This window comes from Pseudomonas sp. GOM6, assembly GCF_029537485.1.
Classification (GTDB): domain Bacteria; phylum Pseudomonadota; class Gammaproteobacteria; order Pseudomonadales; family Pseudomonadaceae; genus Aquipseudomonas.
The window spans coordinates 128,668-143,256 of the sequence record NZ_JARPUS010000005.1 but is presented as its reverse complement, the minus strand read 5'-3'; the positions used below and the strand labels follow the sequence as shown (position 1 = coordinate 143,256).

The following is a 14,589-nucleotide window of genomic DNA, read 5'->3' as shown; positions in this document are numbered from 1 at the left end:
GGAAACCCGGAACGAACCCCTCACATACCGCCCACCCCTCAGGGTCAGGATACCAAGCGCCATGCTCGATCGGCCCTGGCCGTCCAGCTCGTCATGAAGGGCTGCGCCAGACACAGCTTCGAAAGCGTCGTGGGTGGAGACAACCCCTACGTAGACGTGATGGTCGACGCCAGCCTCGAACTGGAGCCAGGGGTACTTCTCGTGCACGCCCTCAACAAGCCCCGTCACTCTCGCGCCATCGTGCTGGCCATGCTCCCCTCTGGGTAGGCTCTGGCCTTGGATCATCTCCAGGGCCTTCCAGTATTTCAGCGTGCTTTCCTGACGCGCACGCAGTTCTCCATCGGTCTTCGATGGCGGTACTGGCGATGTAGTGGGGAAGCTTGTCATCTGCGAACGCTGTCAGTGGCGGTTTTTCTCAATGCGCATCCTACGGACGCCGCTCGCCTCTTTTCGCCAAGTTCGGCCCCATTTCAGGGTCAGGCTTTTCGTCGGACCTCATGCGCCATAGGGAGCGTGCCTGTATTATTGATACTGGATATTTATACAGGTGCGTTATGGACTCCCACAAAATCCAGATCATTGGCCTTCTAGCCCCCTCCCCCCAAAAGCCTCCCATTCCCATGTTTTCCGAGGTCGCCTGCGGGTTCCCGAGTCCGGCCGAAGAGTTTTCGGAGGAGCTGGCAAGTCTCGACGACATCGCCATCTCTGCGCCCGCCGCGACCTTTCTCGTCCGCGCCGGTGGCGATTCCATGGTCGGCGCCGGCATCTACCCTCGCGACATCATCGTGGTCGATCGCTCTAAGACGGCAAAGAACCGCGACATCGTCCTGGCCGTTGTGCACGGCGAGTTCACCTGCAAGCGGTTCCTGCGCTCACGCGGCCAGATCATCCTTCGGGCCGAGAACCCCTCCTACGCGGATATCGTCATTTCCGAAGAGCACGGTTTCTTCGTCTGGGGCGTCTGCACGTTCAACCTGCACCGACTGTCGGCCTGCTAGCCATGGCCTTCATCCTGTTCGACGCGAATAACTTCTACGTCTCGGCCGAGCTGGTCCTAAAGCCCCAGTACGCCAATCACCCCGTCGTCGTCATCGGCTCCAATGACGGGTGCGTCATCTCTCGCTCACAGCAGGCCAAGGACATTGGCATCAAGATGGGAGAGCCGGCTCACTTCGTCCGCAACCGGCAGGAGCTCTGGCCGCACAACGTCAAGTTTTTCTCCGCGAACTTCCCGCTGTATGGCGACATGTCCGCACGCATGGTGTCGGTAATTGCCTCCATGGTCCCCGCTTTGACCCAGTACAGCGTGGACGAGGTGTTTGCCAGGTGCCCAGGGATGTCACCAGCTCAGCTCGACACGCTTTCCTCCGAGGTCCGCCATAAGGTGCTGCAGTGGACCGGCCTACCTATCGGCGCCGGCATCGGCCTCACCCCTACACTCGCCAAGGTCGCCTCCTACCTCGGCAAGCGTGTTCTGCGCACTGGGGCTTGCTCCATCTTGGCCGACGACCAGCGCCTGCCCGCTCTTGAGGCAACACCTATCGCCGAGGTCTGGGGGATCGGCCCTGCGTTCGCCGAGAAGCTTGTCGGGCTTGGTATCACCAATGCGCTACAGCTCGCCAACGCTCCTGTGGGGCTGATCGCCTCCAACTTCCCTATCGGTGTTCGTCGCACTCAGGCCGAGCTTCAGGGGCACGTCTCTATCGACATCGCTGAGCCAGACGTACCCAGGCAGATGATCAACGTCAGCCGCACATTCGGACAAAGTCTCTCCTGCGAGCGCGACCTTGCTGCCGCCATCGTTTCGTTCGCATCCGCCGCCTCCGAGAAGCTCAACAGGCAACAGTCCGTCTGCGGCGTCATTCGCGTGTATCTGCGTCCGGTATCGACATCGTACGTACGCTCAGCCGCCACCACTGTCTCGCTTCCTGTTCGGACTCGGGACCCCCGCATTCTTGCCTCTGCGTCCGTTCAGGCCTCCATGCGCATATTCAGGCAGGGGGTTTCATACGCGAAAGCTGGCATCAGCCTCATGGACATCATCGAGCCAAGCTCTATGCCTCAGCAGTCGCTGTTCGAATCTCACGATGTGGATGGCTGTCGTGTTGCGACACTCATTGCGAGCATCAACGACCGTTTCGGACGAGGTTCACTGGCTGTCGCCCGATCCCTTGCGTCCGATAAGTGGAAACCGCGGGCTGACATGCTTAGCGGTTCGAGTACGACAGACATCTCGAATCTGCCTGTCGTTTTCTGATCCCCATCCCCCTCAGGCCTTCAGCACCGGGTCAGATTCAGGCTTCCAGTCGCCTATTCCCAATCCCATGCCGCCGGGGCCTGTGAGTTCGGAGTTAGCAGGGGGGCTCAGTTGCTGGCTACCAGTACCAGGTGCGACTTGGAGCCGGCGCCTTTTCTCGATTGCGCATTCCAGTCGCCCTGGATTCGGCGCGAAGCTTCAGCTTGCGCGGGCAGCAGAGGCAGGAATCCGTTCTCGATGCATTCGGGGGCAGTTTCCTGGCCGGCGCTAGCGAGATGCGCCCAGGGAGACTGGATGAACTCGCTGAAGGTAATGCTGACCACTTCACCGATACGAGCCTGAGCGTAGATGTCGGCCCAGTTGTCGAGTTCAGCGTTGGACATGAGAGGGGTGATGCGCGGGACAGTTTCCATGGGGTGCCTCCTCGGGCGATTGATGGGGTCAGCGTACCAACCCCACCAAATATGCAACCCCGCTAGAGACCAACCGCTCCCATGATGACCCGCATGCGCTTCAGCACCTTACGGTATTCGCCGTTGCCTTCAGCCAGCTCACGAATGGCAGCAAACTTTTCGTCGTACCGGCGAACAATGGCCAGGTGGTTCTGGTCGAGCCGCCCCATGATGACCATATTCTGCCTGAAGGAACGCTTGCTCTTGGAATTATTGAGCGACATGCGATTGGGCTTAACAACCGTAGTCCCATCCTGCTTGACATGTTTGAGGCGGCACCATTCAATTCGGAAGTTGTCGGTGTTCTCGCGAATCTGCACAGCCCTCACCAGGACAAACTTCTCGCGCCTGGCCTGAGCCCAGATCTCCTCATTGAGGTCCAGAGTCATCTGCTTGAGTGACTCATCGAACGCATCAAGCCTCGCCATTTCCTCATCGATCTGTTCAACAGTTTTCCACATTTATATCCCTTCCTTCCTAGTTCAGGTTTTCGGCCAAGTTCCCATTTTTTTGGCCTAATCAATGAGCAATTTGACCCCAATTCAGGGGCACCCCGCGTCACGCGTGGCTTCCAGAGGGCTTTGATCTAGGGGAAAAGCTGTTTTTCCTGAAATCTAGCTTTTCGCATTTTATGCTCTGCGGGCAATGATGATGCATGCTCCTGCTGAAACCCTCTCCCGGCGGGGGGTTCACAGATTCGGTTGATGGAATCCTCATCGCCGGTTTTTCCATGGACTCTCGCTAACCCGGAAGGATTGCCGTTCAGATGGTCTCGGTCGAACTGACCTGTTCCTTTGGAACATTCATGGCCAATCACCTCGTATAAACCCCCGTAAATGCTGGGATTCCGAGATAACACCTTCCGCCAAATTAGACGCCGTTTGGCCCCCGCTATTTTGAAAACCCTGGGCAGCGAATACCCACAGCCTCCAATAGGCCGGAATTTGGCGCAAAACGTGGGCAATACTTTTAGCCAACGTGCAACGCGAACACCCCGCAGCACATGGGCTAGCGCCGAAATGGCTTGCGAACAACTAGCCCTAGCTCTTCGCCATAAATTTCGGCAAATGCCTTGAAAGCCGCATCAAGGTAAGCCGAACGGCCAGAAGTCATTGTTTTCCCCTGCTCTACCCCACATTCATTGCGCGCATAGCAACTACACCCCAGGCAGAGTAAGGGCTACAGCCGTTATCGCATGGAAAACCTTCAGCAGGTTTGGACGTGTCTCTTCTGTTACGACAGCTAGACCGAGGCTCGCCCATGGAAAATCACAAGACCAGGGCCTAAATCAGGCCCTAATTGAGGGGTTGCATATCCAAAATCGATGGCAAGCTGAGTTCAAAAGGTGCTCCCACGGTGCACTTTTGTGAACCTTGGCCTGGCTTGCAAGGTTCACAAATGTGAACCAAAAACGCATCACTTACTCAGGTGGGAGCCTGGGACGGTGATCGAGAGGTGCACTTTCTTACACCTAAAAACACCAGTGGTAAGGAACCTCTATGTCCAGCAAAGCCCCAAAAAACGCTACCGGTCCTTTCGTTGTTGGTCTGGATATCGGTTACTCGAACGTCAAGATTGCCTTCGGCTACCCCTCCCAAGGCGAGCCAAAAACTCTCGTGCGCCCCGCTCATGCGGCGCCTATTTCGGCTGTAAATGGTGAGCACACTGCCGGCCCTGGCGAGTTCTTTGTAACCGTGAAAGATGAGCGCTGGCTCTCCCTGATCAGCCCTGCTCGGGCCGACATCAAGCGTGAGCTGCACGCCAACTATCCTTCGACCGATCTCTATTACGCCCTCTTCCTTGGCGCGCTCGTTGCTGCCACCGAGGACGGCCAGTCCGTAATCGACAATCTGATTACCGGCCTGCCGACCTCCCAGTCGCGTGATCCGGCCCTGATCGAGGCACTGACCAAACGCCTTAAAGGTAAGCATCAGGTAGCGCCTTCCGTTGTGGTCGAAGTAAAAGAAGTTCTGGTTGTCCCCCAGCCCGCAGGGATCCTGAACGACATCTACAGCAGCTACAGCGATCCAGAGCTGCTGGATGAATCCCACATCCTGGTCGTCGATCCCGGCTTTTACTCGGTTGATTGGGTGAATTACAACAAAGGCCACGTTGTGAAAGATGCTTCTGGTACAGCGCTGGAAGCCATGTCCGCGATGATTGGCGAGATCAACCGCCAAATCGGCTTGGAGCACGCCGTTTCGCCTGGCGTTGAGAAGATCGAGATGTCTCTGCAGGCCGGCCGCGATAACGTTGTGGTACGCGGCGCTCGCGTCCCCCTGGCGCCTTATGTGGAACGCGCCCAAGAGATCATCGCCAACGAGGCTCTCAAGGACACCCTGCAATCCATGCGCTTCCAACACGAGAGCCAGCCGCTGGACTTCATCTTCCTCGGCGGCGGGGGTAGCGAGTACTACAAGGCTGCGGTAATGCGCCACTACCCGGACGCACAGGTTCTTACCTCTGCAAACCCAGTGGTATCCAATGCTGTCGGCTTCTGGCTGTACGGAAACGTCTGAGAGGACTGATGATGAGCAGCACTGACGACAACGAACCATTTGGTCGACGTATCGTTCTCAAGGTGCCCTCTTATATGCCGGAGCTCCGAGAGGAGCTCCTGCAGTACCCTGAAAATCAGTGGACTAAGAGGATGCTGCAGCTGGCCAACCTGGGATTGATGTACGCCCGCTTCAATGCAGGTGCCACTGAAGTAGCACCCCGACCAAGCAAACCTGCACAAATGAAGCCTGCGCCAATTCCATCAGTGACACCGGCTGCAGCTGCTCAACCAGCAACGCCGGCCGCGGAAAACGCTGCCCCCCTCCCCCAGCAGGAGATCGAGCCTGCAGAACTCCAGGTGCAGCCCACATTGGCGGCTAAGGGTGCAGTCGAGCCAGTGATGGAGAGCCGTCCAGTCACACAGGCGGCTCCGCTGGAGCCCGCTCAGGTACAGGTCCCCGCTCCCGCAACACCACCAGTTGCTGCGCCGGCACCCACAGCTCCCAGGCGTTCGATTAGGAAGCCCCCACAAATGACAGATTAAAAATAAACCCGCCATTGGCGGGTTCTTTTTTACAGGGACTGAACTGATATTCGACTGAAGATTCGCCCGATCACTTTGATCTCGGGATCAGAGAAGGTGCCATCAGCCTGCATGTTCACGAGTGTGCCACCAACGTGGTGACTGAATGCCTGCAGAAGGAAGCCCCGCACAGAAGGCGATGCGAACCGCAGAACGACAGCGTCACGGATAGCGACAACAAAGAAGCCTTCCGCTAGTACCCGGTTACTGATGTCCACCAGGGCTACATCGCCGTCATCAAGGTCAGGCTTCAGACGATCGTTCTTTACCTCCACAGCTCGGACGTGAGCTGGATCTACTCCCTCATTGATAAGGCTCTTCCTTGGGATTGGGATGGTCCTGGCAGCCTTCACCAGGTCAGAGGACCTCGGCTCTGTATTAATGAAGCCCTCCACGAACCCTAGGCATTCAGGGGCTTGAACCGCGAGGGTGACTGAGTCAGAAGCGTCTGCAGCATCCGCAGTACGGGCACCTGCTGCCAGATACTCAACAGTGGTTTCGAGAGCGAAAGCCAGACTAACAAGCGCAGTCCGGCTGATCTCTACGTCCTTGTAGAGGATGTTCTTAAGGGTCGCCTCTTTGATGTCTGATAGCTGAGCTACCTGAGGAATTGAAAGCCCGAGTACTTTCATTCTCTCGGTAACCCGCTCAACAAAAGAGGCGTGGGTTGTCAGGTCTTTTTGGTAATACATATCTGCCTTCAGCGCAGCGAGAACCCCACTGCGTAAAACCATGGGACGCCCAAAGCGTCCTTTTCCTACAGTGTAATGGAAGCTAGCGGCAGCGACTGCTAGTTCGATCCCTTCCAGAGAAATATAGCTTACTAACCGGATTTTACACTGCCGAAGGGTAGCGACCGACCATGTCAGCACCACAACCACACTTACTCCGCGCAAGCCTTTTCCTACACTGCCCTGTTTGAATCAAGACACATAGAGCCTTTAAAACGTGTAAAGAATCACAAACAGATGTCAAAAATCACCCAAACCTCAGCTCCCACTGGTCGGATTTGGCCATTTTTTACACTGTAATCGTGTATTTCACACCTGAAACATATTGAACCATGGCGAAACATCTATAGAATGCGCCGGGCCAACACGGAAGAAATTACACCACAGCAGTGTGACCCATGAACCGAGCCACCCCCCTACTTTTTGGTCTTACTGTTCTTGCAAGCTCCGCTTTCGCTGACCAGGCCCATGCCTTCAGCCTAAAGGGGACTGTCTGGGAAGAGGCGTCAGCGCAAACCTGCCACGTTGATCCGAAGCTCCTCTATGCAGTGGCACTGCAGGAGTCGAAGAAGTACGCAGGTGGGCGCATGGTGGCTCCAAACCCTTATGCACTGAACATCTCGGATAAGGGATACCACCCCTCCACGCGCCATGCAGCTGAGCAGCTGCTGAAGGAGGGACTGGCCAACACAAAGCACATTGCTGTCGGCGCTATGCAGGTTTCCATTCGTTGGAACGGGTCACGAGTGAACAACCCTCGCGATCTCCTCGATCTGCGGAAGAACGTCCTGATTGGAACACAGATTCTTTGCGAGATGATCGCCGGCAACGAGGGCGACTTGCCCCTTGCTATCGGTCGGTATCACACCCCAAACCCAAAGCTTGAGCACATCGCTCGCGGGTACGGGGAAAACGTAATCAAGATTTGGCGTCGGCTTATTTTGCTGGGGGATGTGTGATGAATACGTTTGGACTTTCCATTGCTGTCCGCGCCGCCCGAGAGTGGGCCGCCAATGACCAGGTCAGCTTTTCTCGTTTCTTCGATCTGAGTCTGAATGACCAGAAATGGCTCGTGGCCGCGTCAGAAGAGCTTGTCTCTGACCTTTGCGAGATGGCTACCTCTCCCTTCCAGATTTCATTTGAAATTCTCCAGGGCGGGTTGGATGCCGTTTCCAAGACGATTCCTTCGGCCAGCGTAGGACTTGTGACCACCATCCTCACTTCAATCGCAGACGACCTAAAGCAGGATCTGCGAATTGGCATGATCAACTGGGGTATCACCAGCTATGACAAGGCCATGTGGCTGGCGGAAAGCTCCATTCAAGAGCGGCTACGTCTTGCAATGAAGGGTTCCATCTCCTTTAGTCTGCGTTGTGAAACCAAGCATCTGAGCGCTGGGGTCCAAAACCCAACCGCGAAAATGGCTGCACTGCTCCGTGTTATCTCAAGCCCACGGAAAGCGAGCTGACCAATATGATGACTTACGACATGGACGAGAAAAGCATCAACGAAAAGCTCGTCAAATCAGGACTTCGCACGATCATACTCGTCAGCCAAACGAGCATGAAACGTAAGCAGATCACAGCAATACGCAAGCAACTTGGCTTGAGGGGCAGCGCAGATTCAGGCCCCCTCCCCCACTCCGAAACGATTTTGAGCAGTCGCGAGATGATCCTGGAAGCGACGCTCTTCATGAACGCCTACCTGCTTATTGCCCAAAATCCTGCCGAAGCCATCGACAATCTGGCAGTCATATCGGCGCACGCTCATTACCTTGAGTGTCATGGGTCCCTTCGTGGGGGTGCTGTTGACCAGGATGTCTACCTTGACCTCGATCGCGCCTGGGTAATTGCCCGGGACTATCGGGCAATGAATGTCAGCATGAGATCCTGTAATAGCTGCCATACAGAGTTTGTGGCGAGCTCTGTTTGCCGTCGTTTCAATTGCCCTCTCTGCAGTGGCATTACGGTTGAAATCCCCACTGAAGGGGAACCTAGGCCTCTCTCCGAGCTGGCCGAACTGAGCAGCTCAGTTAGCAAAGCCCTTAACTGGGGTAGCAACGACGAGGAGCTGTGTTCTGAAATGGGGATCAGCCTTTCAGAGCTCACCGTTGCCAAGGCTCTTACTACCCTGTCCCCGCGTGAGCTCCGTGCCCTTGTTGCCAGCGAAGCCAGCACCTCAGCGGCAATCCAAGCCTTGCAGGAGCATGGCTCCCTACAGTTCATGGTCGCGTAAATGCATACGCCAACCTCAGAACAAGCTGTTGTCCATAAGGCTTCTGTAGATCTGCTCTCGAAGCCCCGAGGCATCATTAAGGTCGTAGCAGGCGCCGGATGCGGCAAGACGACGACACTTGTAGGATCAGCCTCTGAATGCAAGAAAGCCGGCGGAAGCCGGCTTTTGTATTTGGCCTTCAGCAAGCCCCTTGTGCAGGCCGGCGAAGCTTCATTCCGTAACATAGCTGCAGTTCGTACGTTCAACGCTATGGCGTATGAGGGCACGGCTGCAGGCGCTACAGGAAGGCCTACAACCCAGGTCTACCCCGCCCAGGTAATCGACGCCTTCGGCCTCAATGCCAAGCGATTGCCCACCCAGGCAACAACCTTCGCCAGGATTATCTTGGCCATTGTCACTTCTTACTGCCAAAGCAGTTCAGTAGAGATGGGGCCAAGTCACATTCCATCCTGGGTAAAGGACCCTGTTACAGCCGGCCTAGCTTTGAAGTACGCCGAGGTGCTCTTCAAAGGTCTCTTACCGGGCGTGAACACTTCCCTACCGCTCCCGCACGACCTGTATCTTAAGAGCTGGGCTTTACGAGGATGCCCGGGGTTGAGTGCATACGACTTCGTTTTCCTGGACGAAGCTCAAGACTTATCCGGCGTTCTTTTTGGCTGTTTGGCGTACGCAAAACGTGCGTGCTACGTAGGTGATGCAGCTCAGCAGATCTTTGGCTTTAAGGGCGCTCAGGACGCCATGCTGAAGGTGCCTGGGCAGGCTTTTCCATTGTCCCTTTCATTCAGGTTTGGCCAGGAAATAGCTGATGCCGCCAACAGCATCATTCGATCAAAAGCCTCCAAGGCCGAGTTAGGCCTCAAGGGCCTATCTAGCAACCCCGCCTCTATAGGCCCTATTTCGAAGCAGGAGCCTCATACGCGAATTTTCCGTACCAATGCCGGCCTTCTTGCTGGAGCCCTCACATTGAGCGATTTAGGGGCTTCTATCGACATTGTTGGAGACATGGCTGAGCTGCAATCTAAGATTGAGGGTGCCTATGCCCTACTTCGCGGGGCTACACGTGACATTCGGCATCCGGCCTATCAACAGTTCCGTAGCTGGGATGAGTTTGAAGGGTGGATGTATCGGAACCAGGACTCAGAGGTGTCTCAGATCGGAAGCCTGGTGAAGAACAATGCTCGCAGGGTCGACAGCCTGGTAAGGCTCTGTAAGGCCAAGAATCCGCGGGGCCTCATTACGCTTATCACAGCCCATAGAGCAAAAGGCTGCGAATGGCGGAACGTGCTTATCTCGAACGACTTCGACTCTCGGCTTGATGGCCTTCTTATCAATGGCCAGTCCATGAGTCCACAAGGGGACGAAGAGCTGAACCTTCTCTACGTCGCTACAACTCGCACAATGTTCAAGCTTGAGTCTCAGTCAGAATCGCTCAACGACATCATTCGTTGACCACCCTTCCCTTTTTCCTAGGCCGCCACTGGGTACCCCATGGCGGTTTTTTTGCTCTTTAGATCAAGTGCGTCATCGACGGGGCGGTTCACTTTTTTGCACCTTTTTTTCTGTGCCCCATGGCCTCAATGGCTTTAGGTTCACATTTGTGCACCTCCTCGAAGCCTCGTTTGCGCCTAGTAGATCGGCAGGTTCACTTTTATGCACTTTCCACCCTCCAGCTTTGCAATAGGTTCACATTTTCCAACCTTGCCCTGCGTGGTTCTCCCCTATTTTCAGTCTTTAAACCCGGCTCTATCCGACTCAGGTTAGGAAATGACTCGGCCCAAGCCAGCTCGTGGGGTGTTAGCCCTATCGGAAGTAAAGTCCTTAGAAATCAAGCATATACGCATCGTGCGGAGGCAGTTACTTCAGGATATCTACCTCAAAGTCAGGTCGGTCCCGTCTGATAGAAAGTGCGTTCTACCTCAAAGTTAGGCCCCTGATCATTTGTTACAACCTAACATTTGCACCCTGGGTTTTATGACTGACTGGCTGGTTTTCGGTCTAAATATGGCCTGAGCTGCAATTCTTGACGCTGTTTAGCCCAGCTTTTGATCCACTTACTCAACTTTCCATGCGTGGTCGGATGCATTCGGGATCTTAAGCTAGCTTTCTAACCATTTCCCACTCCTCTGTTTCAACCTCAAAGTTAGGTTGGCGCTACCTCATAAATAGGTCTCGCGCCCACCAGTTTTACTTCGAAATCTCTCTTGCACCTTCCGGGTCAGACGCCTTAACAAAGCGTTAATGGTCGGATTTCTTTATCGAGCCCCAAGGGTCTTTGGTTTCATCAACCTCTTGGGCTTTGTGCTTCATTCCACCGCCACTATGCCTTCTGGCAGTAGCATCCACGCCAGATGCAGGCCCGTGCATTGAGGCGTACTGCTATATGGAATTAGCGGCGCCCGCACCCCGAATGCCTTTCTGTGTCACAGCCTGTGACAAGACCTTCCCAGTTCCCCCACTAGCGCAGTATCGGGTCTTACCCCCTGGTGAACTGATAGACCCGGCGATCAGGAACGATACGAGTCACAGGATGTGACTCGCGAATCAATGGCCTAACGTGCGTGTGAAATTCGCAGTACAGCAACGCACGAATACTCTCAACAAAATCATAAGCCGCCTGTTGGTGTCACAGCCTGTGACAGGACCTCTGTTATTACACGCCGGCTACTACCTCGACCTGTTGCCATCTATTAACAATGACGTGGGTCGTACTGAACGAGCCGTGTCACAGCCTGTGACAGTCGAATCTAAAACCTGACCGGCACGTGTAATTGGCTTCAGCAACACCTGAACCCATCTCAACTTCACAAGCCGCCTGTTGGTGTCACAGCCTGTGACAGGACCTCTGCTATTACACGCCTGCTACAACCTCGACCTGTTGCCATCTAAAACAATGACTCGGGTCGTACTCAAAGAACCGTGTCACAGCCTGTGACAGTCGAATCAAAGAACTGAAGGGAACGTGTAATTGGCGTGCAGCAGAGCCTCAAACAATCAACACAATCACGATGGATCTTTTGCTGTCACAGGCTGTGACAAGCATCAGCCATAACAAACCAACCTAAATACAAGATCAGTTGGACATGGGATTGCGCTAATCATATTGGCCAGGTACACCTAATGGCACTGGTCGCATCTAACCCGAAAGAGCTTCTTGAGTGGCCACAATGCTGCTAACAGCAGACATTCGAAATGAAGCCTAAGAAATGCCACTGCCTGTGCCAATGACGTGTGTCAGTACCGGAGGAAAGGAAATCAGAGTACCCAGGAGTAGGAGTCAGATCGGAGGCCAGCAGCCAATAGATGAGAGGCAGGACGGAAGGTCGGCGGCTATTTGTACTATGCCTTGTACAGCTAAGGGGCGGATAGCGGGCGAGTAATCTACAAACAACAAATCATTTAGATGATGTGCGTCATGTTATAACGTATGCGTGTCACAGCCTGTGACAGCTGCCAACAATGGAATGGTCTGCGCAATACAGGATGACGGTGAAAGGGGTGTCACAGGCTGTGACAGCAGACAAAAAAAGGCATGTCACAGGCTGTGACAGCGCGAAGAACCGGGACCTGTTTGCAGAATGAGGCAGGGCAGGGCAGGGCAGGACAGGAAGTAAAGAAAAAAAAAGGGCCCCTGAGGGCCCGGATTTACTCAGCTATCTGGAGGAGAGATAGCAGGTGACTTTCAAGATCTGAGATGTCTACACCATCCGGGACAGACAACTTGATGCTCTTCTTAGTAACGACCATCGATCCGGCAAGGCCCTTACCAAAGCTAAAGGAGCGCTCAGGAACAGTGCGTTTCTTAGGGCTAACACCAGCCAACTTACTTGCTTCATCCTTAAACCACTTGAGAGCATGGTCCTGTTTCATGCCTTCCTGATCAATCTTCAGGAGTGCCTGGTAAGCCAGCTCTGGATAAGTTTGCGAAAGCTTATAGAACTCCGGAGCCACAGTATTGCCGAGAAGGGTAGGGTCCTTCTCCAGGAGCTCAAGACAGGCTTCAGGGAGCTTCGTCAGTGCCAAGCAGCGATTCACAATCATGTGACCAACACCGACTTTGACAGCCAGCTTACGCTCAGATTCAGCAGTGCCATCAGCAAGCAGCTCTTTGAAGGCACGCCCACGCTCATAATCGGTGAGGCCTTCCTGACCTTCATTGTCAGAGAGCGCAAGGAGTCTAGCTTCCAGGTCGCTAGCAGAGACAATCCGGCAATGGAGCGACTCCCAGCCAAGGATCTGGACCGCACGCCAACGACGCTCACCACCAATCAGCTCGAAGCGTCCATCGTCTTTACGACGGACAAGAAGAGGGCGGTTCACCTGGTTGGCCGAGCGAATCGAAGCAACCAATCGATCAAGAGCATCCTGGGAAAAATAGATCCGAGGCTGCCATGGAGCGGCGTCGATCAAGGAAACCGGCAGCTCAGCAAAGCCTTCTTCGGGGATTAAAGGCTCTTCGGGTAGAGCTTTACTGACAACGACGGCAGGCGCCACAGAGGACGGGGATTCCTCCTCGTCCATCCCGGAAAGCAAATGATCTAAACCGACAGAAAGATCGGCTTTGGGAAACTGGTTGTGGTGCGTCACGCCAGGAAAATTACTTTTCGCTAATGGTCGATCCTGGCCGAGAGGGCGGGCTTCTTTAGGCATAACTGGTATCCGTAATTGGCGAGTATCCAGCACGAAAAAAATAAATCAACGAATCTCAAGCAGGCGATCGAGAAGCTCACCGAAAACCTGGCGCAAAGCCCCTGCAGAGTTTTCGGAAGCAGACTGCCAAGCCAGGAGGGGGAGACCTACCTCCAGGGCTTTGCCGTAATCCTCAGACTGGAAAAGTTTGGAGTCGGTGACGTTACCCGGGAACATCTCCGAGATTTTCGCGATATGAGCGATTGCCCGAGGACGATTCTTTACGAACATGGTCGGAATGGCGGCAACCTGGGGGCAGCGCTGATATTCCTCGGCAAAGGTGTTCAAGCGACCAGCAAGGCGTTCCAGGGCACGACAAGAGAACTTGTCCATCCGGATCGGGCAAAGAACCATATCACTGGCAACCATCGAGTTACGGGTCATCAGGGAACCGCTAGGGGCGTTGTCAATGAGGATTACGTCATAGCAGGAAAGGTCAGCCTGTTTGAGCTCCCCTTTACGGCCCTTGTTGAAGAAATGGGCATAGCGGAAGTCAGCATTGTTAGCTGCAGACAGAGCAATCTCCATGTCTTCCAGACCGATCTCAGCAGGCAACAAATGAGGGCCAAACTCACCAAAGGGCTTTTTGACAACGTCGGCCAAAGGCATCGCGGGAAACAGAGACGAGATACCTATGACGTTACCCAGGCTCCCTTTTACGAAGCGATCTGCCGACAAGCCAGCCTCGATCACTTCTTCTTCGGTGAGGTCAGGGTCATAGCCAAACATGCTAGTAGCATCGCCCTGCGGGTCGTTGTCCACGACAAGAACACGCAACCCTTTAAAGCCAAGGTACATAGCAAAATTCACCGAGGTGGTGGTCTTCGCAGTACCGCCTTTCTGAATAAAGGTGCTCAGGATCAACGGACGGTGAAGAGTCCTGGTTAAGCCCTTCGAACGCCGGATCGAGGCAATCTTGAAGAGATCGGCCGGAGTGTATACCCGGGCGGAAACAGTACCGCGGCTCTTACGACGAACCTCGACACCCTCTTCATCCTCAAAGGAACGCAATGCCCTTGTGGAGATTTCAAGGCACTCAGCAGCGTAAGCTGGAGAGAACAAAATCTCATCAAAGTTAGCGTAACCAGGCACAACATCGTTCATAGCAGCCCCCAAGGGTCGATTTGTGAAAAAACTATACCCTAT

Annotated in this window: 13 protein-coding genes; 8 read left to right on the top strand and 5 right to left on the bottom strand. The window is 54.6% G+C overall.

The window, feature by feature from the left end; genetic code table 11:
* Positions 1-129 precede the first annotated feature (129 nt).
* From P7A97_RS07970 to P7A97_RS07960, 3 genes are all read left to right on the top strand, one after another.
* Positions 130-267: a hypothetical protein gene (locus P7A97_RS07970; protein WP_277689396.1), complete on the top strand. Its 138-nt coding sequence runs from the start codon at positions 130-132 to the stop codon at positions 265-267.
* A gap of 287 nt (positions 268-554) precedes the next feature.
* Entirely contained in the window at positions 555-998 is a 444-nt protein-coding gene (gene umuD, locus P7A97_RS07965) for a translesion error-prone DNA polymerase V autoproteolytic subunit (RefSeq protein WP_277689395.1), read from the top strand.
* A gap of 2 nt (positions 999-1,000) precedes the next feature.
* Complete coding sequence (locus P7A97_RS07960) at positions 1,001-2,257, top strand: Y-family DNA polymerase (protein WP_277689394.1); 1,257 nt, start codon at positions 1,001-1,003, stop codon at positions 2,255-2,257.
* Positions 2,258-2,364: 107 nt separating this feature from the next.
* On the opposite strand, the gene P7A97_RS07955 is transcribed toward P7A97_RS07960, so the two are convergent.
* Both P7A97_RS07955 and P7A97_RS07950 read right to left on the bottom strand, forming a co-directional pair.
* The gene (locus P7A97_RS07955) at positions 2,365-2,670 is read right to left on the bottom strand and encodes a hypothetical protein (protein WP_277689393.1); all 306 of its coding nucleotides are present in this window, start codon (positions 2,668-2,670) and stop codon (positions 2,365-2,367) included.
* Between the two features lie 62 nt (positions 2,671-2,732).
* Entirely contained in the window at positions 2,733-3,170 is a 438-nt protein-coding gene (locus P7A97_RS07950) for a conjugative transfer protein MobI(A/C) (RefSeq protein WP_277689392.1), read from the bottom strand.
* Positions 3,171-4,208: 1,038 nt separating this feature from the next.
* Between P7A97_RS07950 and P7A97_RS07945 the strand changes: the two genes are divergently transcribed.
* Positions 4,209-5,228, top strand: a complete 1,020-nt coding sequence (locus P7A97_RS07945) for a ParM/StbA family protein (protein WP_277689391.1) — start codon at positions 4,209-4,211, stop codon at positions 5,226-5,228.
* A 553-nt stretch (positions 5,229-5,781) separates the two neighbouring features.
* Here P7A97_RS07945 and P7A97_RS07940 read toward each other — a convergent pair.
* Positions 5,782-6,525 (bottom strand): helix-turn-helix transcriptional regulator, encoded by a 744-nt coding sequence (locus P7A97_RS07940; RefSeq protein ID WP_277689390.1) that lies wholly within the window; start codon positions 6,523-6,525, stop codon positions 5,782-5,784.
* A 395-nt stretch (positions 6,526-6,920) separates the two neighbouring features.
* Here P7A97_RS07940 and P7A97_RS07935 point away from each other — a divergent pair, with 395 nt between their 5' ends.
* Genes P7A97_RS07935 through P7A97_RS07920 form a run of 4 tightly spaced genes read left to right on the top strand, consistent with a single transcriptional unit; the run spans position 6,921 to position 10,206 of the window.
* Positions 6,921-7,481 carry a transglycosylase SLT domain-containing protein gene (locus tag P7A97_RS07935; protein WP_277689389.1) on the top strand — a complete coding sequence of 187 codons (561 nt, stop codon included), beginning with the start codon at positions 6,921-6,923 and terminating at the stop codon, positions 7,479-7,481.
* Complete coding sequence (locus P7A97_RS07930; protein WP_277689388.1) at positions 7,481-7,990, top strand: hypothetical protein; 510 nt, start codon at positions 7,481-7,483, stop codon at positions 7,988-7,990. The genes P7A97_RS07935 and P7A97_RS07930 overlap by 1 nt, the downstream gene beginning before the upstream one ends.
* A gap of 5 nt (positions 7,991-7,995) precedes the next feature.
* Positions 7,996-8,757 (top strand): FlhC family transcriptional regulator, encoded by a 762-nt coding sequence (locus tag P7A97_RS07925; protein WP_277689387.1) that lies wholly within the window; start codon positions 7,996-7,998, stop codon positions 8,755-8,757.
* Entirely contained in the window at positions 8,758-10,206 is a 1,449-nt protein-coding gene (locus P7A97_RS07920; RefSeq protein WP_277689386.1) for a 3'-5' exonuclease, read from the top strand.
* Between the two features lie 2,193 nt (positions 10,207-12,399).
* Here the strand turns inward: P7A97_RS07920 and P7A97_RS07915 are convergent.
* Together P7A97_RS07915 and P7A97_RS07910 are read right to left on the bottom strand one after the other, a co-directional pair.
* The gene (locus tag P7A97_RS07915; RefSeq protein WP_277689385.1) at positions 12,400-13,404 is read right to left on the bottom strand and encodes a ParB/RepB/Spo0J family partition protein; all 1,005 of its coding nucleotides are present in this window, start codon (positions 13,402-13,404) and stop codon (positions 12,400-12,402) included.
* 45 nt (positions 13,405-13,449) lie between these two features.
* Positions 13,450-14,547, bottom strand: coding sequence for an AAA family ATPase (locus tag P7A97_RS07910; protein ID WP_277689384.1), 1,098 nt, complete (start codon positions 14,545-14,547; stop codon positions 13,450-13,452).
* Positions 14,548-14,589: the final 42 nt, after the last annotated feature.

Bases quoted from the DNA above. Each gene is read 5' to 3' on its own strand.
- umuD (WP_277689395.1), top strand. From the start codon at position 555: ATGGACTCCCACAAAATCCAGATCATTGGCCTTCTAGCCCCCTCCCCC.
- P7A97_RS07960 (WP_277689394.1), top strand. From the start codon at position 1,001: ATGGCCTTCATCCTGTTCGACGCGAATAACTTCTACGTCTCGGCCGAG.
- P7A97_RS07955 (WP_277689393.1), bottom strand. From the start codon at position 2,670: ATGGAAACTGTCCCGCGCATCACCCCTCTCATGTCCAACGCTGAACTC.
- P7A97_RS07950 (WP_277689392.1), bottom strand. From the start codon at position 3,170: ATGTGGAAAACTGTTGAACAGATCGATGAGGAAATGGCGAGGCTTGAT.
- P7A97_RS07945 (WP_277689391.1), top strand. From the start codon at position 4,209: ATGTCCAGCAAAGCCCCAAAAAACGCTACCGGTCCTTTCGTTGTTGGT.
- P7A97_RS07940 (WP_277689390.1), bottom strand. From the start codon at position 6,525: ATGGTTTTACGCAGTGGGGTTCTCGCTGCGCTGAAGGCAGATATGTAT.
- P7A97_RS07935 (WP_277689389.1), top strand. From the start codon at position 6,921: ATGAACCGAGCCACCCCCCTACTTTTTGGTCTTACTGTTCTTGCAAGC.
- P7A97_RS07930 (WP_277689388.1), top strand. From the start codon at position 7,481: ATGAATACGTTTGGACTTTCCATTGCTGTCCGCGCCGCCCGAGAGTGG.
- P7A97_RS07925 (WP_277689387.1), top strand. From the start codon at position 7,996: ATGATGACTTACGACATGGACGAGAAAAGCATCAACGAAAAGCTCGTC.
- P7A97_RS07920 (WP_277689386.1), top strand. From the start codon at position 8,758: ATGCATACGCCAACCTCAGAACAAGCTGTTGTCCATAAGGCTTCTGTA.
- P7A97_RS07915 (WP_277689385.1), bottom strand. From the start codon at position 13,404: ATGCCTAAAGAAGCCCGCCCTCTCGGCCAGGATCGACCATTAGCGAAA.
- P7A97_RS07910 (WP_277689384.1), bottom strand. From the start codon at position 14,547: ATGAACGATGTTGTGCCTGGTTACGCTAACTTTGATGAGATTTTGTTC.